The organism is Massilia orientalis, assembly GCF_030411975.2.
In the GTDB taxonomy this organism is placed as follows: domain Bacteria; phylum Pseudomonadota; class Gammaproteobacteria; order Burkholderiales; family Burkholderiaceae_D; genus Telluria; species Telluria orientalis.
Map to the genome: position 1 here is coordinate 42,711 of NZ_JASNRB020000018.1, position 18,717 is coordinate 61,427.

At 67.1% G+C, this 18,717-nt stretch carries 21 protein-coding genes; 4 read left to right on the plus strand and 17 right to left on the minus strand.

The annotated features are described in order from the left end of the window. Positions 1 to 5 precede the first annotated feature (5 nt). The 3 genes from QPK29_RS24920 to QPK29_RS24930 all read right to left on the minus strand — a co-directional run bounded on the left by QPK29_RS24920 (position 6) and on the right by QPK29_RS24930 (position 2,428). Positions 6 to 1,211 carry a cyanophycinase gene (locus QPK29_RS24920; protein WP_229411982.1) on the minus strand — a complete coding sequence of 402 codons (1,206 nt, stop codon included), beginning with the start codon at positions 1,209 to 1,211 and terminating at the stop codon, positions 6 to 8. Between the two features lie 82 nt (positions 1,212 to 1,293). Then, on the minus strand, positions 1,294 to 1,737 hold the full coding sequence (locus tag QPK29_RS24925; protein WP_056124352.1) for a GNAT family N-acetyltransferase: 444 nt from the start codon (positions 1,735 to 1,737) through the stop codon (positions 1,294 to 1,296). Between the two features lie 94 nt (positions 1,738 to 1,831). Then, on the minus strand, positions 1,832 to 2,428 hold the full coding sequence (locus QPK29_RS24930) for a hypothetical protein (RefSeq protein ID WP_371768913.1): 597 nt from the start codon (positions 2,426 to 2,428) through the stop codon (positions 1,832 to 1,834). A 153-nt stretch (positions 2,429 to 2,581) separates the two neighbouring features. Between QPK29_RS24930 and argH the strand changes: the two genes are divergently transcribed. Genes argH through QPK29_RS24945 form a run of 3 tightly spaced genes read left to right on the plus strand, consistent with a single transcriptional unit; the run spans position 2,582 to position 4,943 of the window. Then, complete coding sequence (gene argH / locus QPK29_RS24935; RefSeq protein ID WP_056124355.1) at positions 2,582 to 3,979, plus strand: argininosuccinate lyase; 1,398 nt, start codon at positions 2,582 to 2,584, stop codon at positions 3,977 to 3,979. Positions 3,980 to 4,015: 36 nt separating this feature from the next. Then, positions 4,016 to 4,255: a hypothetical protein gene (locus tag QPK29_RS24940; RefSeq protein WP_160409437.1), complete on the plus strand. Its 240-nt coding sequence runs from the start codon at positions 4,016 to 4,018 to the stop codon at positions 4,253 to 4,255. Positions 4,256 to 4,271: 16 nt separating this feature from the next. Continuing rightward, positions 4,272 to 4,943, plus strand: a complete 672-nt coding sequence (locus QPK29_RS24945; protein WP_160409438.1) for an HAD-IA family hydrolase — start codon at positions 4,272 to 4,274, stop codon at positions 4,941 to 4,943. Positions 4,944 to 4,959: 16 nt separating this feature from the next. Here the strand turns inward: QPK29_RS24945 and QPK29_RS24950 are convergent, their stop codons facing one another. The 13 genes from QPK29_RS24950 to paaA all read right to left on the minus strand — a co-directional run bounded on the left by QPK29_RS24950 (position 4,960) and on the right by paaA (position 17,400). Further along, positions 4,960 to 5,553, minus strand: a complete 594-nt coding sequence (locus QPK29_RS24950) for a cupin domain-containing protein (RefSeq protein ID WP_160409439.1) — start codon at positions 5,551 to 5,553, stop codon at positions 4,960 to 4,962. A gap of 41 nt (positions 5,554 to 5,594) precedes the next feature. Further along, on the minus strand, positions 5,595 to 7,646 hold the full coding sequence (paaZ, locus tag QPK29_RS24955; protein ID WP_371768912.1) for a phenylacetic acid degradation bifunctional protein PaaZ: 2,052 nt from the start codon (positions 7,644 to 7,646) through the stop codon (positions 5,595 to 5,597). Positions 7,647 to 7,656: 10 nt separating this feature from the next. Next, the gene (gene paaY, locus QPK29_RS24960) at positions 7,657 to 8,250 is read right to left on the minus strand and encodes a phenylacetic acid degradation protein PaaY (protein WP_056124366.1); all 594 of its coding nucleotides are present in this window, start codon (positions 8,248 to 8,250) and stop codon (positions 7,657 to 7,659) included. A gap of 15 nt (positions 8,251 to 8,265) precedes the next feature. Then, complete coding sequence (gene pcaF / locus QPK29_RS24965) at positions 8,266 to 9,471, minus strand: 3-oxoadipyl-CoA thiolase (RefSeq protein ID WP_371768911.1); 1,206 nt, start codon at positions 9,469 to 9,471, stop codon at positions 8,266 to 8,268. 10 nt (positions 9,472 to 9,481) lie between these two features. Further along, a complete protein-coding gene (gene paaK / locus QPK29_RS24970; RefSeq protein WP_371768910.1) occupies positions 9,482 to 10,792 on the minus strand; it encodes a phenylacetate--CoA ligase PaaK in 1,311 nt (436 codons plus the stop codon). Between the two features lie 15 nt (positions 10,793 to 10,807). Then, a complete protein-coding gene (gene paaI / locus QPK29_RS24975; RefSeq protein ID WP_371768909.1) occupies positions 10,808 to 11,239 on the minus strand; it encodes a hydroxyphenylacetyl-CoA thioesterase PaaI in 432 nt (143 codons plus the stop codon). Then, positions 11,229 to 12,719: a 3-hydroxyacyl-CoA dehydrogenase PaaH gene (gene paaH, locus QPK29_RS24980; protein ID WP_371768908.1), complete on the minus strand. Its 1,491-nt coding sequence runs from the start codon at positions 12,717 to 12,719 to the stop codon at positions 11,229 to 11,231. Before paaH ends, paaI begins: the two co-directional genes overlap by 11 nt. A gap of 2 nt (positions 12,720 to 12,721) precedes the next feature. Then, the gene (gene paaG / locus QPK29_RS24985) at positions 12,722 to 13,513 is read right to left on the minus strand and encodes a 2-(1,2-epoxy-1,2-dihydrophenyl)acetyl-CoA isomerase PaaG (protein ID WP_371768907.1); all 792 of its coding nucleotides are present in this window, start codon (positions 13,511 to 13,513) and stop codon (positions 12,722 to 12,724) included. Positions 13,514 to 13,647: 134 nt separating this feature from the next. Next, on the minus strand, positions 13,648 to 14,727 hold the full coding sequence (gene paaE / locus QPK29_RS24990; protein ID WP_371768906.1) for a 1,2-phenylacetyl-CoA epoxidase subunit PaaE: 1,080 nt from the start codon (positions 14,725 to 14,727) through the stop codon (positions 13,648 to 13,650). 7 nt (positions 14,728 to 14,734) lie between these two features. Next, the gene (gene paaD, locus QPK29_RS24995; RefSeq protein ID WP_371768905.1) at positions 14,735 to 15,256 is read right to left on the minus strand and encodes a 1,2-phenylacetyl-CoA epoxidase subunit PaaD; all 522 of its coding nucleotides are present in this window, start codon (positions 15,254 to 15,256) and stop codon (positions 14,735 to 14,737) included. Further along, positions 15,256 to 16,011 (minus strand): 1,2-phenylacetyl-CoA epoxidase subunit PaaC, encoded by a 756-nt coding sequence (paaC, locus tag QPK29_RS25000; protein WP_371768904.1) that lies wholly within the window; start codon positions 16,009 to 16,011, stop codon positions 15,256 to 15,258. Before paaC ends, paaD begins: the two co-directional genes overlap by 1 nt. A gap of 7 nt (positions 16,012 to 16,018) precedes the next feature. Continuing rightward, positions 16,019 to 16,303 carry a 1,2-phenylacetyl-CoA epoxidase subunit PaaB gene (paaB, locus tag QPK29_RS25005; protein WP_056124395.1) on the minus strand — a complete coding sequence of 95 codons (285 nt, stop codon included), beginning with the start codon at positions 16,301 to 16,303 and terminating at the stop codon, positions 16,019 to 16,021. A gap of 107 nt (positions 16,304 to 16,410) precedes the next feature. Then, positions 16,411 to 17,400 carry a 1,2-phenylacetyl-CoA epoxidase subunit PaaA gene (gene paaA, locus QPK29_RS25010; RefSeq protein WP_371768903.1) on the minus strand — a complete coding sequence of 330 codons (990 nt, stop codon included), beginning with the start codon at positions 17,398 to 17,400 and terminating at the stop codon, positions 16,411 to 16,413. Positions 17,401 to 17,502: 102 nt separating this feature from the next. On the opposite strand from paaA, the gene paaX reads away from it, so the two are divergent. Beyond that, the gene (gene paaX / locus QPK29_RS25015; protein WP_371768902.1) at positions 17,503 to 18,429 is read left to right on the plus strand and encodes a phenylacetic acid degradation operon negative regulatory protein PaaX; all 927 of its coding nucleotides are present in this window, start codon (positions 17,503 to 17,505) and stop codon (positions 18,427 to 18,429) included. Here the strand turns inward: paaX and QPK29_RS25020 are convergent, their stop codons facing one another. Then, positions 18,430 to 18,684, minus strand: a complete 255-nt coding sequence (locus tag QPK29_RS25020; RefSeq protein ID WP_056124402.1) for a DUF2442 domain-containing protein — start codon at positions 18,682 to 18,684, stop codon at positions 18,430 to 18,432. Between the last annotated feature and the right edge of the window lie 33 nt (positions 18,685 to 18,717).

An 18,717-nucleotide genomic window follows, 5' to 3' on the forward strand; every position in this document is an offset into this window, starting at 1 on the left:
GCGACCTATTTGTACTGGTATAGCGGACGGCGGATGAGGATCGGCCGGATGTCCAGCCGCACGTCGTAGATCGAATAGGATTCCATCGACGACGACTGGTAGCCGACGCTGTCGTCCGTACGTGTAAAGCGGAATTCGAAGCCGAGGTCGGGCTGGACGCCGTTCGGGCTGCCGAGCGTGATGCCGATCGCGTCCGGCTGGTCGCTGTCGATCAGCTTGCTCATCAGGTCGACGACGGTGCTGTTGCCGAGGATGTCGGCGGTGAACAGCGGTTCGCGGTAGTACGGCCGCGACGGGTCGAGCTTGTTGTCGGCCTTGTCCTCGGACGGCGTGCATTCGCGCGTGACGATATTGAAGTGGTCGCCGTTGTCGAGGTAGCTGACGCGCACGTTGGTCACGTTGAACGCGCCCTCATGCACGATCGCGTTCGACAGGTCGAGCACGAGCGCACCCTTGTAGCCGATCACCTCGACGTCGCGGTTGGGCAGCACCACCATCGCCGTGTCCTCGTCGATGCCCAGGCCCAGCTTGTAGCCTTTCTTGAGCATGGCGGGCAGCATGCGCGCGAAACGGCCGCGCACGAGCAGGTGCTGGTCGATGAATACGTCGTCGCCGACGAAGCCGAGCCCGTCCGTGATTTCCTCGCCCTCTTCCACGCCCAGCTTGAGCGTGGCCAGCACGGTGCGGGGCCGGCCGAACATCGTGCTGCTCATGATGGCGGCACCGGCGCTGGAGCCGGCGATCACGCCGCCGCGCCGGTACATGTCCCACAGGGCATCCAGGACGCGGGTATTGCTGCCGTCCTCGTGGCGCAGTGCGCGCGTGATCCGGCTCTGGTCGCCGCCCGCGAAGAACGCACCGTTCGCGTTGCGCACGGCTTCGGCCAGGCCCCGGTCGTCGGCCGCCGCCTGGTAATTACTGCCGGACAGCTTGACCGCGACGGGGACGAAAAATGCTTTGGCGCCATAGCTGTTGAGGCGCTCGACGAGGCTCTTGCCGGACCGTTCCGGCGTGCCCGACGCGGACGCGAACACGGCGATGCGCGCCCCCTTCCCGCCCGCGAGCTGGATGATGCGTTCCCACACGGGACCATTCGAGGGGCGCAGATTGCCGCCGATGATGACGAGGGATCCCTTGGGCTGTACCACCGCATCGGCGGCGGCGCACCAGGGCGCGCCGGCCAACAGCAGCACGGCCAGGAAAAGACGCAACGCAGACCGAACCATAAAACCCTTCCCGACTTCGACAAACAGTAAGCCTGATTGTAGAGGACCGGCAGCGTGTTGCGTCCGGTCAGGAAAGATATATGTTCGGGTAGTAGCGTTCCATCAGTGTGTCAGGACGCTCGGACGGCGCGAAGCCGAAGCGGGAAAACAGGCTGTGCGCGTCGTTCGTGTTGAGGGTGAACCGGCGCATGCGCTGCAGACTCGGATGCTCCATGACGATGCGGATCAGCTGCTTCGCGTAGCCGCGCCCGCGGTACTCGGGCACGACGAAGACGTCGCACAAGTGGGCCATCGTCGCATAGTCGGTGATGACCCGCGCGAACGCGATCTGGCGGCCGTCGATGTAGCCGCCGAAGCACAGCGAATTCTCGATCGAGCGCTCGACCACGGTACGCGAGATGCCGACGGCCCAGGTCGACTGCTCGCTGAGGAAGCGGTAGATCATGGGAATATCGAGCGTCGTCCGGTCCGTGCTGACCTGGAAACTGGAATCGTTGGTGGTTGGAATCATGGACACGCCAAACCGTCAATCTGGTAAAAAAACCAATTCTAGCCCCGTTCCGGTCCGCATGGACGTTTCCGCCAATCGTGCGCGCATGAACCGGTCAGCGCCTGGGCAGATAGCGCTCCGGCAGGCGCAGCGACGCGTCCTCGGCGCGCCACAACAAGTTCACGATCCACCAGCGCTTTCCGTCGTGGTACAGCTGGATGCTGTTGATGCCGCGCTGGAACGGTACGGCGTCCCCGCGCGCATGCCGCGATTCGTATGTGCTGAACACATGGACGATCTGGCCGAACGTCTCCGTGCTGCGCGCTGCCTCGCGCTCGAAAAAGCCCATCGTCGCGAACGCCTTCGAGTTACGGGCGATATAGTCCTCGACCGTCATGGCACGCAGGGCATACACGCCCTCCGGCCGCGCGCCGACGGCCATCAGCCGGCCTTCCGGTGCGAACAGCGAGCGCATCCGGTCCCAGTCGCGCGGCTGGCCGGCCGTGCCGGAAATGATGTCGTACAGCGCGGCAACGATGCCGTCGACAGTGGCGACGTCGACCGGGCGGGCGGCAGGGCTCGCCGCCGGGGTTGCGGCCGGCGTGGTCGCGGCGGCCACCGGCCCCGCCGGCGGCACCTGTCCCGGCTGGGCATGCGCCCCGCCCACGATCGCCATCGCCGCCATCCAACCCATCCAGTGTCTCGCTGACATGTCCGTCTCCCGTCGTTATGTTATGGAATTACCAATAACAACGACATCATCGGCCATTTGCGGATGAAAGTCATCGGGGCGCAATCGCCGGGGGTAAGTCTGCACAGTTTATAATCAGGAAATCCAAGAACATCCCGTCACCCGTCTCCCATCATGACTGATCAATTTGCCAAAAAAGCGGAAGCCTGGTCGGCCCGCTTCTCCGAACCCGTCTCCGACCTCGTCAAGCGCTACACCGCGTCCGTCTTCTTCGACAAGCGCCTGGCCCTGTTCGACATCCAGGGTTCGCTCGCCCACGCCGAGATGCTGGCTGCCCAGGGCATCATCAGCGCCGCAGACCGTGCCGAGATCGAGCGCGGCATGGCGCAGATCCGCAGCGAGATCGAAGCCGGCCAGTTCGAGTGGCTGCTCGACCTGGAAGACGTGCACCTGAACATCGAAAAACGCCTGACGGAACTGGTCGGCGACGCCGGCAAGCGCCTGCACACGGGCCGTTCCCGCAACGACCAGGTGGCGACCGACATCCGCCTGTACATGCGCGCCGCCATCGACGACATCCTCGCCCTCTTGAGAAGCCTGCGCGGCGCCCTGACCGACCTGGCGGAACGCAACGCGGACACCATCATGCCGGGCTTTACGCACCTGCAGGTGGCGCAGCCGGTGACCTTCGGCCACCACCTGCTGGCCTATGTGGAAATGTTCGGCCGCGACGCCGAGCGCATGGCCGACACGCGCCGCCGCGTGAACCGCCTGCCGCTGGGTGCCGCCGCCCTGGCGGGCACCACCTTCCCCATCGACCGCCTGCGCGTGGCCAGGACCCTCGGTTTCGAAGACGTCTGCCACAACTCGCTCGACGCTGTATCTGATCGCGATTTCGCCATCGAGTTCACGGCGGCCGCATCGGTCTTGATGATGCACATCTCGCGCATGTCGGAAGAGCTGGTGACGTGGATGAGCCCGCGCATCGGCTTCATCGACATCGCCGACCGCTTCTGCACCGGCTCGTCGATCATGCCGCAGAAAAAGAACCCGGACGTACCGGAACTGGCGCGCGGCAAGACGGGCCGCGTCTACGGTCACCTGATGGGCCTGCTGACCCTGATGAAGGGCCAGCCGCTCGCTTACAACAAGGACAACCAGGAAGACAAGGAGCCGCTGTTCGACACCGTCGACACCGTGCTGGACACCCTGCGCATCTTCACCGACATGGCTTCCGGCATCACCGTCAAGCCCGACAACATGCGCGCCGCCGCCCTGCAGGGCTATGCGACGGCGACCGACCTGGCCGACTACCTCGTCAAGAAGGGCCTGCCGTTCCGCGATGCGCACGAAGCCGTGGCGCACGCCGTGCGCGCGTGCGACGACGCGAAATGCGACCTGTCGGAGATGTCGCTGGAGCGCCTGCGCGAGTTCTCGCCGCTGATCGAGCAGGACGTGTTCGCCGTGCTGACCTTGGAAGGTTCCGTCGCGGCGCGCGACCACGTGGGCGGCACGGCGCCGAACCAGGTGCGCGCGGCCATTGCCCGTGTCCGGGCACAATTGGCGGAATAAGGACGCCCCGGGTGTCCGCCCTGACGGAGGACACCCATGCAACGCTACGGCGACCAGAGTCGTGAATCCGGCGTCGTCGCCTACGACATCGACGCCGGCCAGATCATCGTCCAGTTCAGGAACGGCGAACGCTATCTCTACACGGAAGACAGCGCCGGCGCCGCCAACATCGCGCGCATGCAGGAACTGGCCCGGGCCGGCCGCGGGCTGTCGAGCTTCATCAGCCAGCACGTCCACGACCGCTACGCCCGCAAGATCAACTCGCGCCGACTGTAACCCACAAGAAAGATTCATGACTGCAACGCCAGCACTGCCCCAACGCGATTTTTCCGCCTTCCTGTTCGACATGGACGGCACCATTCTCACTTCGATCAAGGCCGCCGAGCGGGTCTGGGGCGACTGGGCCGCCGGCCACGGGCTCGACGTGGCCGCCTTCCTGCCCACGATCCACGGCAAACGCACCGAGGAAACCATCCGCGCACTGGAACTGCCCGGCGTGGACCCGGTAGCGGAAGCCGCGTTCATCACGCGCGCGGAGATCGAGGACGTGGCCGGTATCGAAGCCATCGAAGGCGCGGCCGACTTCATCGCCAGCCTGCCGGCCGGGCGCTGGGCCATCGTCACGTCCGCGCCGCGCGCGCTGGCCGAAGCGCGCATCGCGGCGGCCGGCCTGCCGTTGCCGGCCGTGCTGGTGGCCGCCGAGGACGTCGAACGGGGCAAGCCCGCGCCCGATCCTTTCCTGCTGGGCGCGCGCAAGCTGGGCGTGAAGCCGGAAGACTGCCTCGTGTTCGAAGACACACTGGCCGGCCTGCGTTCGGCCGCCGCTGCCGGCATGGACAGCATCGTCGTAACGGTCACCCACGCACATCCGCTCGAGACCGATGTTGCTTCCGTGCTCGATTACGCGGATCTGCGCGCCGTAACGACGGCCGACGGCCTGCTGCGCGTGCAGCGCCGGCCGTAACGTCTGTGAGGTGCCGCTAGCGGGGTTCGTCCGGCACGATGCCGGCCTGCTCCCCGTGGTCGGCCCGGAACACGCGCGGGTCCAGCGTCTTTTCGTCCGTTTCGAGCGCTGCGGCCGGCGCGGCCGCCGGCATGGACGAGGTGCGCGTATCACGCTTGGGATACGGCGTGCCGTCGCGGTGGGCATAACTGTCGGTCTTGCCGTCGTACACGAGGTCGATGTCCGGATACTCGGCGCGGTCCTCGGGAATGCGCGAGCCCACGCACAGGAGCAGCGCATTGCCCCAACCGCGATTGATGAGCTGGTGGCCATTCGGCCGCCCGGCCGGGAACGCCGCGCAGTCGCCCGCGCGCATCAGGGTTTCGCCTTCGTCCGTGACGAGCGTCAGCTCGCCGGAGACGACCATCACGAATTCATCCTCGTGGCTGTGCCAGTGGCGCTGCGACGAGGCGGCGCCGGGCAGCAGCTCGACGAGGTTGACGCCGAACTGCGTCAGGCCGCCGGCATCGCCCAGCGCCTGCTTGCTGCGGCCATTGACGGCTTCGGCAAAGGGATCGGGATACCCGGTACCGGTCAGGACGGGAATACTGCTCAGGTCTAGCCGCGACATGATCACTCCTTATCAGGTTTGCGCGCGGCCTTGGCCCTTCCTCAGCCGCGTTTTTGCACCAGCGTCAGGATATCGTAACTTGCGACAAGTTCGTCGTTCTGATTCGTCACCTGGACGTCCCACGCCACCACGCCCTGCCCCCGCCCCTGGTCGTCCGTGCGGTTGCGGTCGACCTTGCGCTTGCACGTGAGGCGCGCGCGGATCGTGTCGCCGATCGCCACCGGCGCCACGAAACGCAGGTTGTCCAGGCCATAGTTCGCCAGCACGGGGCCGGGCGCCGGCGACACGAACAGGCCCGCCGCCGCCGACAGCACGAAGTAGCCGTGCGCGATGCGCTTGCCGAACTGCGTATCCTTCGCCGCGATCTCGTCGAAGTGCATGTAGAAATAATCGCCCGAGACGCCGCCGAAGTTCACGATGTCCGCCTCGCTGACCGTCCGGCGGTGCGTCAGCAGCGAGTGGCCGGTCTCCAGGTCTTCGAAATAGCGCCGGAACGGGTGCACTTCCGATTCCTTGACGGCCGCGCCGCGCACGTATTCTCCCGTGACGGCCGCCAGCATCGTCGGCGAACCTTGCACCGCCGCCCGCTGCAGGAAGTGTTTGACCGCGCGGATACCGCCGAGTTCCTCACCGCCGCCGGCGCGGCCCGGGCCGCCGTGCTTGAGCATCGGCAGCGGCGAGCCGTGGCCCGTGGAGTCCACGGCCGCGACGCGGTCGAGGATGTGCACGCGGCCATGCGATGCCGCCGCCACGGGCACCGCATGCGCCGCGATGGCCGGGTCCTTCGTCACCAGGGTCGTCACGAGGCTGCCCCTGCCGCGCGCCGCCAGCGCCAGCCCTTCGTCGATGTCGCGGTAGGTCATCATCGTGCTGACGGGGCCGAACGCCTCGATGTCGTGCACGGCATCGTTGACCATCGCGTTGCGGCACAGCAGCAAGGTGGGTGCGAAGAACGCACCAGCCGCGCAGCCGTCGCCGACAGGCTGGAAACCGTCGCGGGCGCTGAACAGCACCTCGTTGCCGCGCGCGAGCATCTCGACGCGCTCGCTGACGTCGCGCTGCTGGTCCAGCGACGCCAGTGCCCCCATGCGCACGCCCTCGACCTTCGGATTGCCGACGACGATCTTCGCGAGGCGCGCACGCAGGCGCTCGCCGACGACGTCCGCCAGGTGTTCGGGCACGATCACGCGGCGGATCGCCGTGCACTTCTGGCCCGCCTTGCCCGTCATCTCGCGCGCCACTTCCTTGACGAACAGGTCCAGTTCTTCGTCATCGGGCGTGACGTCCGGCGCGAGGATGGCGGCGTTCAGCGAATCCGCCTCCCCCGTGAACGGCACGGATTCGCGGATCAGGTTCGCGTTGCCGCGCAGCTTCGCGGCCGTGTCGGCGGAACCCGTGAACGTCACCGCATCGAAGCCGTTCAGGCGGTCGAGCAGGTCGCCCGTCGAGCCGATGACGAGCTGCAGGCAGCCCTCCGGCAGCAGCGCCGACTCCATCATCATCTTGACCACCGCATGCGTGAGGTAGCTGGTGGCGGTGGCCGGCTTGGCGATGCAGGGCATGGCCGCGAGGAAGCTCGGCGCGAATTTCTCCAGCAGGCCCCAGATCGGGAAATTGAAAGCATTGATGTGCACGGCGACGCCGCCGCGCGGCACGAGGATGTGCGTGCCCGCGAAGCCGCCCCGCTTCCCGAGTGCCAAGGCCGGCCCTTCGTGCAGCACGTTCGACGACGGCAGCTCGCGCCCGCCGATGCTGGCATACGCGAACAGCGTGCCGATGCCGCCTTCGACGTCCACCCAGCTGTCCTGCCGCGTGGCGCCGGTCAGGTGCGAGATCTCGTACAGTTCTTCCTTCCGCTCCATCAGGTAAGCCGCGAGGGCTTTCAGGCGCTGGGCGCGCTTCTGGAAGTCCATCGCCATCAGCGCCTGCACGCCCGTCTTGCGGGCATACGCGACGGCTTCGCCGAAGTCGATCCGGTCGGCGTGCGTGTGATAGATCAGCTGGTTGTCCAGGGCGCTGTGCAGCGGCTGGTGCGCTTCGCTGCCGAGCCAGCGGCCGGCGATCAGGCTTTGCAGGGTGGTTGGGGTGTGCATCCTCGTCTCCTTATGTCTTTGGCTTGTGCGGCTCGTCGAACACGATGCGCTGCCGCTCCGGTTCCACTTCCGTGTACGCTTCCACTTCACGCATCGTGCGCATCGACCTGACGTTCAGGTCGTGGTACTGCCGCGTGCCATAGCTCTTCCATGCGATCTCCTCGTCCGACACGGCCCGCACGATCTTCGCCGGCGCGCCCAGCACGAGGCTGCGCGGCGGGATCACCATGCCCGCCTTCACGAACGCCGCCGCGCCCACGATGGATTCCGCGCCGACGACGGCCTTGTCCATCACGACCGCATTCATCCCGACCATCGCGTTCCTTCCCACGCGGCAGCCGTGCAGCACGGCGCCGTGGCCGATGTGGCCGTCCACTTCGACGACCGTGTCGTCTTCCGGAAAGCCATGCATCACGCACGTGTCCTGCACGTTCGCGCCCTCTTCCAGGATCAGCCGCCCGAAGTCGCCGCGCAGCGACGCCAGCGGCCCGACATAGCAGCGCGGACCGACGATCACGTCGCCGATCAGCACCGCCGTCGGGTGCACGTACGCCGTCGGGTGCACGACGGGGCGCAGTCCGTCGATTTCATAGACTTTCACCATGACGTTCTCTCTTCCTTACACGCGTTCCACGATCATTGCGATGCCTTGGCCGACGCCAATGCACATCGTGCACAGCGCGTAGCGGCCACCGGTGCGGTGCAGCTGGTTGACGGCCGCCGTGACGAGCCGCGCACCGGAGGCGCCCAGCGGATGGCCGATGGCGATGGCGCCGCCGTTCGGGTTCACGTGCGCGGCGTCGTCCGGCAAGCCCAGGTCGCGCAGCACGGCCAATCCTTGGGACGCGAACGCTTCGTTCAGTTCGATCACGTCCATCTGGCCGATGCTCAAGCCGGTCATCGCCAGCAGTTTCTTCGTCGCAGGCGCGGGGCCGAAGCCCATGATGCGCGGCGCCAGGCCCACCGTCGTCATGCCGACGACGCGCGCGCGCGGCGTCAGGCCGAATTTGTCGATGGCCGCGCCGGAGGCGACCAGCACCGCACAGGCGCCGTCGTTGACGCCGGACGCGTTGCCTGCCGTGACCGTGCCGTCCGGCGTCACGACGCCTTTCAGACGGGACAGCGATTCCAGGCTCGTGTCGGGGCGCGGGTGCTCGTCGGTGTCGAATACGCGCGACTCGCCTTTCTTGCCATGCAGCGTCACCGGCACGATCTCGTCCTTGAACACGCCGGCCGCCTGCGCCGCCGCCCAGCGCTGCTGGCTGCGCAGCGCGAACGCATCCTGGTCGCCGCGCGCGATGCCGAAATCGCGCGCCACGTTCTCCGCCGTCTCCGGCATCGAGTCGATGCCGTACTGCGCCTTCATCTTCGGGTTGACGAAGCGCCAGCCGATCGTCGTGTCTTCGATCTTCGCGCTGCGCGAGAACGCGCTGTCCGCCTTGGCCATCACGAACGGCGCGCGCGTCATGCTCTCCACGCCGCCGGCGACGATCAGGTTCGCCTCGCCCGCGCGGATCGCGCGCGCGGCGCTGCCGACGGCGTCCAGGCTGGAGCCGCACAGGCGGTTGATCGTGGAACCCGGCACGGATGGCGGCAGGCCGGCCAGCAGCGCGGCCATGCGCGCGACGTTGCGGTTGTCCTCGCCGGCGCCGTTGGCGCAGCCGTACAGCACGTCGTCGACCTGGGACCAGTCGACGCCGGGATTGCGGGCCATGAGCGCGGCGATCGGCAGCGCGGCCAGGTCGTCCGCACGCACGCCGGACAGGGCGCCGCCGAAGCGGCCGAACGGGGTGCGGATGGCGTCGACGATGAATGCGTCAGTCATTGGAATCTCCTTAGTTATTCTTGGGCCGCCTGTCGACCACGCGGCGCGCCTTGCCCGTGAGCGAGCGTTCGATGCCCTGCGCGGGCAGCAGGGTGACGGCCGTCGTCACGCCGATATACGTCTTGATGCGGTGCTGCAGCTCGCGGGCCAGCGCGTCCACGTTGTCCGCGCCCTCTTCGCGCAGCTCGCAATGGACGGCCAGCGCATCGAGGTGTCCGTCGCGCGTGACGACGAGCTGGTAGTGCGGCGCCAGCGCCGGCATCTGCAGGATCTGTTCCTCGACCTGGCTGGGGAACACGTTCACGCCGCGGATGATCAGCATGTCGTCCGAGCGGCCGTTGATGCGGCCCATGCGGCGCATGGAGCGCGCCGTCGGCGGCAACAGCTTCGTGAGATCGCGCGTGCGGTAGCGGATGATCGGCAGCGCTTCCTTCGTCAGCGACGTGAATACGAGCTCGCCCTCTGCGCCGTCCGGCAGCACCTCGCCCGTGTCCGGGTCGATGATCTCGGGGTAGAAGTGATCCTCCCAGATCACGGGGCCGTCCTTCGCTTCGATGCATTCGCCGGCGACGCCGGGCCCCATCACTTCCGACAGGCCGTAGATGTCGACGGCGTCGATGCCGGCGCGTTCCTCGATCTCGCGGCGCATGGCGTCCGTCCACGGCTCGGCGCCGAAAATGCCCACCTTGAGCGAGGACGCGGCCGGATCGAGGCCCTGGCGCCTGAATTCCTCGACGATGTTCAGCATGTACGACGGGGTCACCATGATGATCGAGGGTTTGAAGTCCTGGATCAGCTGGACCTGCTTTTCCGTCTGCCCGCCCGACATCGGCACGACCGTGCAGCCCAGGCGCTCCGCGCCGTAGTGGGCGCCGAGACCGCCCGTGAACAGGCCGTAGCCATAGGCGATGTGCACCATGTCGCCGGGACGTCCGCCCGCCGCGCGGATCGAGCGGGCGACGACGCCGGCCCACGTGTCGATGTCGCGCTGCGTGTAGCCGACGACGGTCGGCTTGCCCGTCGTGCCGGACGACGCGTGCACGCGCACGACCTGCTCGCGCGGCACGGCGAACAGGCCGAACGGATAATTGTCGCGCAGCGTCTTCTTGTCCGTGAACGGGAATTTCGCCAGGTCGGCCAGCGTCTTCAGGTCGTCCGGATGCACGCCCGCCTCGTCGAACGCGCGGCGGTAGTGCGGCACGTTGTCGTAGGCGTGCTTCAGGCTCCACTTCAGCCGTTCCAGTTGCAGGGCCTGCAGTTCGTCGCGGCTGGCGCACTCGATCGGCTCCAGTTCACCCGGTTGCGGAATGCGTTGCACCATCGTTGTCTCCTCCGTTTATAGATCGACGACATGGCCCGCGACGCGATGCGACTTCCCGCGGAACAGCGCGACCTTGCGCCCGTCCTGGTCGGTCACGACGACGTCGTAGACACCCGTCTTGCCGGCCAGCGCCTGCTCGACCGCTTCGGCCACGAGCACGTCGCCCGCGCGGCCCGGCGCGAGGTAGTCGATCGTGCAGCCGGCGCCCACCGTGTTGAAATTGTGCGAGTTGCAGGCGAATGCGAACGCGCTGTCGGCCAGCATGAAGATATAGCCGCCGTGGCAGGTGCCGTGGCCGTTCAGCATGTCCTCGCGCACCCGCATGCGCATGCGCGCAAAGCCGGGGCGGATCGCGTCGAGCGTCATGCCCAGCGCCTGGCTGGCGGGATCGCGTTCGTACATCGTTTTGCCGGCCAGTTCGGCCAGCGCTTGTGCGTCACTGTGCATGGATGCGTGCTCCGGTCGGGTTGGCGGCGAGCTTGCGGCGCAGCAGCGGCGACACGCGGTAGCGGTCTTCGCCATACGTCGCGCCCAGGTTGGCCAGCACGGTGAACACATGATGCAGGCCGATCGCATCGGCCCAGGCCAGCGGACCGCGCGGGTAGTTCACGCCCTTCTGCATCGCGATATCGACGGCGGCCGCGCTGCACACGCCCTGGTTGACGGCGTCGAGCGCCTCGTTGGCCAGCATCGCGACGGTGCGCATCACGGCCAGGCCCGGCACGTCGTCGAGGCGCGTCACGGTGAACCCGGCCTGCTGGAACAGGCCCACGGCGGCATTCCAGGCGGCGGCGCTGCACTGGTCCGCGCGCGCCAGCGCGATGCGCGTGGCCTTCACGGGGTCCAGCAGCAGGTCGAACAGAATCGTGTCCGGGCGGCCTTCATCGAGAGCGCGCTGGGTGGCGCTGCGGCCGTCGGTCAGGAAGATCGTGGCGGCGCCCTCCGAGCTGCCCACACGCGCTTTCAGGGCAGCGGTTACCGGATCGGCGCCGCCAAGCGTCGCCTGTGCGGCCCCCTGCTGCGCGGACTCGGCCTGCGCCTGCGGCGGCACCACGTCGTCGCCGTAGCGATAGAATCCACGGCCCGTCTTGCGGCCCAGGAAGCCGGCATTCACCAGTTCCTGCTGCACGACCGACGGCGCGAAGCGAGGGTCGCCGTAGTAGGCATTGAAGACGGATTGCGTGACCGAGTAATTGACGTCGTGGCCGATCAGGTCCATCAGCTCGAAGGGGCCCATGCGGAAACCGCCGCAGTCGCGCATCACGGCATCGATCGTGGCCGGGTCGCCCGCCTGTTCGAGCAGCAGGCGCAGCGCCTCCGCATAATACGGGCGCGCCACGCGGTTGACGATGAAGCCGGGCGTCGACTTCGCATGCACGGGGTTCTTGCCCCAGGCCGCGCCGGTCGCGACCACGGTGTCCGCGACGGCCTTGTCGGTGGCGACACCGGAGATCACTTCCACCAACGCCATCAGCGGGACCGGATTGAAGAAGTGCATGCCGACGAGGCGCCCCGGGCGTTTCAGTCTTGCGCCGATGGCCGTGACGGAGATCGACGACGTGTTCGTGGCGAGGACGCAGTCCGGCCCGACGATGCCTTCCAGGTCGGCGAACAGGGCGCGCTTGACGTCGAGGTCCTCCACGACGGCTTCGACGACCAGCGCGGCATCCTTCGCTTCATCGAGCGCACGCATCGCGTGGATGCGCTCGCGCGCGAGATCCGCTTCCGCCGCGCCCATGCGGCCTTTTTCGACCAGTCTTGCCAAGGCTTTGACGATGTCGGCGATGGCCTTTTCGACGGCTTCCGGACGGGTGTCGTACAGCCGCACGGTGTGCCCGGCGACGGCCGCCACCTGGGCGATGCCGGCGCCCATCGCGCCGCTGCCGATGACGGCGACGACGCTGTTTTTCTCCAATGCCTGGGTCATGTTTACTCCCCCTTGAACGCGGGCTGGCGCTTGGCGATGAACGCGGCGACGCCTTCGCGGTAATCGTGGCTGTAGCCCAGTTCGCGCATCATCTCCGCTTCCAGTTGCAGCTGCTGTTCCAGCGTATTGCCCCAGCTTTCCTGCATGGCCCGCTTCGTGAACGCCAGACCCTTCGTCGGCGCGGTGGCGAAGTGGCGGGCCATGGCCAGCGCTTCGTCCATCAGCGATTCGTCCGGCACGCAGCGCCAGATCAGGCCCCATTGCTCGGCCTTCTCGGCCGGCAGCTTGTCGCCCAGCAGGGCGAGACCCATGGCACGCGCGGGACCGAGCAGCCGGGGCAAGGCCCACGTGCCGCCCGTGTCCGGGATCAGGCCCAATTTGCAGAACGCTTCGATGAAGGATGCCGATTGCGCGGCCAGCACGATGTCGCACGCGAGCGCCAGGTTGGCGCCGGCGCCGGCGGCCACGCCGTTGACGGCGCAGATCACGGGCAGCGGCAGGCTTTTCAAGGTGAGCACGAGCGGGGCATAGAATTTTTCGACGGATTCGCCCAGGTCGACGCCCGGCGCGCCCGGCTCCACGGCGCGGTCGTTCAGGTCCTGGCCGGCGCAGAAGCCGCGGCCGGCGCCCGTCAGCAACAGCACGCGCACCGACTTGTCCTGTTCCACGCGCTTCAAGGCGGCGCGCACTTCCAGGTGCATCGCCTGGGTAAAACTGTTCAGGCGTTCGGGGCGGTTCAGGGTCAGCGTGGCGATGCCCTGCTCGATCGTGAACAGGATGGATTCGTAGGTCAAGGTGTCTCCTCGTTCTCAATTCCGTCATTCCCGCGCAGGCGGGAATAGTGCCCCCGGCACTATTCCCTCCATACTGAGCGTCCGAAGCCGATTCAGCATGGGTCCCCGCCTTCGCGGGGACGACGGAGGGGTGTTTATTCGACCACGTCGAAATCGACGACAACCTTGTCCGTCACCGGGAAGCTCTGGCAGCTCAGCACGAAGCCGCGCGCGACCTCGTAGTCTTCCAGCGCATAGTTGACGTCCATGTCGACCTGCCCTTCGCGCACCTTGCAGCGGCACGTCGAGCACACGCCGCCCTTGCAGGAATAGCGCATGTCGAGGCCCGCGCGCAGGCCGGCGTCGAGGAGCGATTCCTTGTCGCGGTCCATCGTGAAGGTGGCGTGGTTGCCGTCCATGATCACGGTGACTTCCGTGTGGTGGTGCGTCTCGCCAGCAGCCTGGCCGCGCGGCTTGCGCGGTTCCTGCGCGGCGCCGGCGGCGAACAGCTCGATGCGGATGCGCTCCTTCGGCATGCCGGCTTCCTGCAGCGCGGCGGAGACGCCATGCATCATGTCTTCCGGACCGCAGATGAACGCGTAGTCGACGTCTTCCACGCGCAGCCAGCGCTGGAACAGCTGGCGGCATTTGTCCTGCGTGATGCGGCCGTTGAACAGCTCGATGTCCTGCTGCTCGCGGCTCATCACGTAGACGAGGTTCAGGCGTTCCAGGTACTGGTCCTTCAGCTCTGCCAGTTCGTCGCGGAAGATGACGGACGACGACGCGCGGTTCCCGTACAACACGGTGAAGCAGCTGTGCGGCTCGGCGATCAGGGTCGTCTTGACGATGGACAGGATCGGCGTGATGCCGCTGCCGGCCGCGAAGGCCAGGTAGTGGCGGCGGCTCCCGGGTTCCAGCGGCAGGTTGAAGCGGCCTTCCGGCGGCATCACGTCGAGCGTGACGCCGGGCCGGATGCACTCGTTGGCCCAGGTCGAGAACAGGCCGCCTTGCACGCGCTTGATGGCGACGCGCAGCTTGTCATCCTGCACGGCCGAGCAGATCGAATAGGAGCGGCGCACGTCCTCGCCGTCGATCATCGCGCGCACTGTCAGATGCTGGCCCTGGCGGTAGCGGAAGGCCTCGCGCAGCGGCGGCGGGACGTCGAACGTGACGGCGATCGCGTCGCGCGTCTCGTGCTTCACGTGCGCCACGGTCAATGGGTAGAACTTGCTCATGTGGGCCTCAATGGCATTTGAAGTAGTCGAACGGCTCGCGGCAATCCAGGCATTGATACAGTGCCTTGCACGGGGTCGAGCCGAACTGGCTGGTGAGACGGGTATGCATCGAGCCGCAGTGCGGGCAGGCCACGTCGGGCTGCTGGATCGCATGGCGCTTCACGCCGCGCGCCAGGCCGCTGATGTCGATCACCTGCTGCACCGGCGGCGCGATGCCGTAGCCCTTCAGCGCGGCCTTGCCGGCGGCGCTCATCCAGTCCGTCGTCCATGCGGGCGACAGGCGGGTGACGATGCGCAGGCGGTCCACGCCACGTGCGCGCAAGGCCTTGTCGATGTCTTCGGCGATGACTTCCATCGCGGGGCAGCCGGAATACGTCGGGGTGATCGTGACGACGCATTCACCGTCGTCGTGCACGTCCACGGCACGCACGATGCCCAGGTCCACGACGGAGATCACGGGAATCTCGGGATCCGGGACCTCGCCCAGCCAGGACCAGACCTCGCCGGCCGTGATGGACGCCGCGGTCATCACCATTCCACGCCCGGGTAGGCGCGCTGCAGGAACTGCATCTCGGCGAGGATGTAGCCGAGGCGCTCCGTGTGCCGGCCCTGTTTGCCGCCGCGCTGGACGTAGGCATCCGCGGGCGGCATCGTCAGCGTCGCTTCGTCCAGCACCTCGGCCACGTGGACCAGGAATGCCTCGCGCAGCGGCTCCGCTGCCGGTGCCACGCCCTGCGCGACCATCGCCAGGTCGACGTCGTCGTAGATGAACATCTCGCCGGCGTAGGTCCACAATTCGTCGAGCGCGTCCTGCATCTTGCGGCGGCTGACGTCCGTGCCGTCGCCCAGGCGCACGACGAGGTCGCCGCTGCGGCGCAGGTGGTACGTCACCTCCTTGATCGACTTTTCCGCGATCTCGCCGATGCGGCGGTCGCTGGACGCCAGCAGGCCGCGCATCAGGAAGTAGTGCCACGTATCGAACAGGAACTGGCGCGTCAGGGTCTGCGCGTAGTCGCCGTTCGGCTGCTCGACGAGCAGGCAGTTGCGGAACTCGCGCGTGTCGCGCAGGTACGCCAAACGATCCTCGTCGCGGCCGTGGCCTTCGATCTCGCCCGCATACGTCAGCCACATCCGCGTCTGGCCCAGCAGGTCGAGGGCGACATTGGTCAGCGCCATGTCTTCTTCCAGCGCCGGGCCCTTGCCGCACAGCTGCGACAGTTGCTGCGACAGGATCAAGGCATTGTCGCCCTGGCGCAGAAGGTATTCGAACTTGTTCGCGTCCATGGTCCGCTCACAGGTTCTTGACGTCTTCCGGCATCGGGAAGAACGTCGGGTGGCGGTAGACCTTGCTGTTCGACGGCTCGAACAGGGCGTCCTTGTCGGCCGGGCTGGACGCGACGATGTCGGCGGCCTTCACCACCCAGATCGACACGCCTTCGTTGCGGCGCGTGTAGACGTCGCGCGCGTTGTTGATCGCCATCCCGGCATCCGGCGCATGCAGGCTGCCCACGTGCTTGTGGGCGAGGCCGTGCTGGCTGCGGATGAAGACTTCCCACAGGGGCCATTCCTTGCTCATTATTGTCTCCGTTCAGCTCGTCGTTCCCGCGCAAGCGGGAACCCATGCTGAGGCGATTTCAGACGCCCGGTATGGATTCCCGCGTGCGCGGGAATGACGTAATTAAATTATGCGGCGGCTTTCTTTGCGGCCTGCTTGTCCGCGTGCGCGACGAGCGCCTCGCGGAACCATGCGCCATCCTCGTACGCCTTCACGCGGGTCCGCAGGCGCTCCTTGTTGCACGGTCCGTTCCCTTTCAGGATGTTATAAAACTCTTCCCAATCGATCTCGCCGAAGTCGTAATGACCCCGTTCCTCGTTCCACTTGAGGTCCGGATCGGGGACGGTGAGGCCGAGGAATTCGGCCTGGGGCACGGTCTGGTCGACCATGCGCTGGCGCAGCTCGTCGTTCGAGAACAGCTTGATGCGCCAGGCCGTCGACTGGGCGCTGTTGACGGATTCCGCATCGGACGGGCCGAACATCATCAACGACGGCCACCACCAGCGGTTGAGGGCATCCTGCGCCATCGCCTTCTGCTCGGGCGTGCCCTGGGCCAGCTTCATCATGATGTCGTAGCCCTGGCGCGCGTGGAACGACTCTTCCTTGCACACGCGGATCATCGCGCGGGCATACGGACCGTACGAACAGCGGCACAGCGGGATCTGGTTGATGATCGCGGAGCCGTCCACGAGCCAGCCGATGGCGCCGATGTCGGCCCACGTCAGGGTCGGGTAATTGAAGATGCTCGAATACTTGGCCTTGCCGGAGTGCAGGGCGGCCAGCAGTTCGTCGCGCGACACGCCCAACGTCTCCGCCGCGCTGTACAAATACAGCCCGTGGCCGGCTTCGTCCTGGATCTTGGCCAGCAGGATCGATTTGCGCTTCAGCGTGGGCGCGCGCGTCACCCAATTGCCCTCCGGCAGCTGGCCGACGATCTCGGAGTGCGCGTGCTGGGAAATCTGGCGGATCAGCGTCTTGCGGTACGCCTCGGGCATCCAGTCCTTGGCTTCGATCTTCACGCCGGCGTCGATGCGCGCCTGGAACGCCTGTTCTTCCGCGCTCATGTCGGCGCGGGTCTGGACCTGTTTCAGGCCGGTTTCAACCATCTGGGCATACATGGCTGGTCTCCCTGGGTTCTGTGTCGATTCATAATACGATACACTAATCGCGATGTATAGCGAAATTTTGAATCATATTGAGACGCGGTAAAATCGCCCACCATGACCCAGCCCAGCAGCCACGAGTGGATCAACCACTTTCTCGAGACCGACCCGCCGCGTTCCAAATCGCTCGTGATGACGATCTTCGGCGACGCCATCGCGCCGCACGGCGGCCGCCTGTGGCTGGGCAGCCTGATCGAACTGGTGGCGCCGCTCGGCGTCACGGACCGGCTCGTGCGCACGAGCGTGTTCCGCCTCGTGCAGGAGGGCTGGCTCGTCGCGAACCGCGAGGGCCGGCGCAGCAGCTATGCGCTGCAGCCGGACGCCGCGCCCCGCTTCGCGCGCGCCAACCGCCGCATCTACGCGCCGCCCGGCGTCGACTGGGACGGCCGCTGGACCCTGCTGCTGGCCCCCAACGGCAGCATCGACAGCGCGCTGCGCGCGGCCGTGCGCAAGGAACTCGAATGGGAAGGATTCGCCATGCTGGCGCCGGGCCTGCTGGCGCATCCGGCGGCCGCCCCGGACGGCGTGGCCGAGGTGCTGCGGCGGGTGGAAGGCGGCGGCAAGATCTTCGTCTGCGCCGCGACGGAGCTGCCTTGTGCCGGCGCGCGGCCGCTGGCCGAACTGGTGCGCGAAGGGTGGGATTTGTCTGCCGTCGTGACCGGCTACCGGCGTTTCATCAAGGAATTCTCGCCGCTGCTCGACCTGCTGCGCGGCGAGCCCGAACCGGATCCGCAGCGGGCCTTCATCGTGCGTACCCTGCTGATCCACGCGTACCGCCGCGTCCAGTTGCACGATCCGATGCTGCCGCTGGCGCTGTTGCCGCAGCCGTGGCCGGGGTCGGAGGCGTATGCGCTGGCGCAGGCGATCTACCGCCTCGTGTGGGCGCCGGCCGAGCGGCATCTGATGGACGTGCTGCGGCGCGAGGATGCGGCGGCGCCGGCGGCGGATGCGGGGCTGGCCGAGCGGTTCGGCGGGCTGGGCTGATCAGCAATCCAGCGCGAACTGCGCCGCCGCCATCGGATGACGAATACGGTCCAGCGCCAGTTCCAGGTCGAGCCCCGGCCAGTACAGGCATTCCGCGCCCAGGGGCTGGATATGGCACAGCTGCGCCACGGTGGCGTGCTCGAACCACGGGAACAGCGCGAACGGCACATAGAGCTCTTCGTCGCGCCAGCGCAGCCAGAAGCCGCGCCGGTCGATGGTTGTGATTTCCGGCCGCGCCACACGGATGTTCATCATGTTCCCTCCTCCTCGATGAGGCCAAGCAAGAAC

Excerpts from the sequence above, each read along its gene's own strand:
- QPK29_RS24925 (WP_056124352.1), bottom strand. The coding sequence starts at position 1,737 with ATGATTCCAACCACCAACGATTCCAGTTTCCAGGTCAGCACGGACCGG.
- QPK29_RS24930 (WP_371768913.1), bottom strand. The coding sequence starts at position 2,428 with ATGTCAGCGAGACACTGGATGGGTTGGATGGCGGCGATGGCGATCGTG.
- argH (WP_056124355.1), top strand. The coding sequence starts at position 2,582 with ATGACTGATCAATTTGCCAAAAAAGCGGAAGCCTGGTCGGCCCGCTTC.
- QPK29_RS24940 (WP_160409437.1), top strand. The coding sequence starts at position 4,016 with ATGCAACGCTACGGCGACCAGAGTCGTGAATCCGGCGTCGTCGCCTAC.
- QPK29_RS24945 (WP_160409438.1), top strand. The coding sequence starts at position 4,272 with ATGACTGCAACGCCAGCACTGCCCCAACGCGATTTTTCCGCCTTCCTG.
- QPK29_RS24950 (WP_160409439.1), bottom strand. The coding sequence starts at position 5,553 with ATGTCGCGGCTAGACCTGAGCAGTATTCCCGTCCTGACCGGTACCGGG.
- paaZ (WP_371768912.1), bottom strand. The coding sequence starts at position 7,646 with ATGCACACCCCAACCACCCTGCAAAGCCTGATCGCCGGCCGCTGGCTC.
- paaY (WP_056124366.1), bottom strand. The coding sequence starts at position 8,250 with ATGGTGAAAGTCTATGAAATCGACGGACTGCGCCCCGTCGTGCACCCG.
- pcaF (WP_371768911.1), bottom strand. The coding sequence starts at position 9,471 with ATGACTGACGCATTCATCGTCGACGCCATCCGCACCCCGTTCGGCCGC.
- paaK (WP_371768910.1), bottom strand. The coding sequence starts at position 10,792 with ATGGTGCAACGCATTCCGCAACCGGGTGAACTGGAGCCGATCGAGTGC.
- paaI (WP_371768909.1), bottom strand. The coding sequence starts at position 11,239 with ATGCACAGTGACGCACAAGCGCTGGCCGAACTGGCCGGCAAAACGATG.
- paaH (WP_371768908.1), bottom strand. The coding sequence starts at position 12,719 with ATGACCCAGGCATTGGAGAAAAACAGCGTCGTCGCCGTCATCGGCAGC.
- paaE (WP_371768906.1), bottom strand. The coding sequence starts at position 14,727 with ATGAGCAAGTTCTACCCATTGACCGTGGCGCACGTGAAGCACGAGACG.
- paaD (WP_371768905.1), bottom strand. The coding sequence starts at position 15,256 with ATGACCGCGGCGTCCATCACGGCCGGCGAGGTCTGGTCCTGGCTGGGC.
- paaC (WP_371768904.1), bottom strand. The coding sequence starts at position 16,011 with ATGGACGCGAACAAGTTCGAATACCTTCTGCGCCAGGGCGACAATGCC.
- paaB (WP_056124395.1), bottom strand. The coding sequence starts at position 16,303 with ATGAGCAAGGAATGGCCCCTGTGGGAAGTCTTCATCCGCAGCCAGCAC.
- paaA (WP_371768903.1), bottom strand. The coding sequence starts at position 17,400 with ATGTATGCCCAGATGGTTGAAACCGGCCTGAAACAGGTCCAGACCCGC.
- paaX (WP_371768902.1), top strand. The coding sequence starts at position 17,503 with ATGACCCAGCCCAGCAGCCACGAGTGGATCAACCACTTTCTCGAGACC.
- QPK29_RS25020 (WP_056124402.1), bottom strand. The coding sequence starts at position 18,684 with ATGATGAACATCCGTGTGGCGCGGCCGGAAATCACAACCATCGACCGG.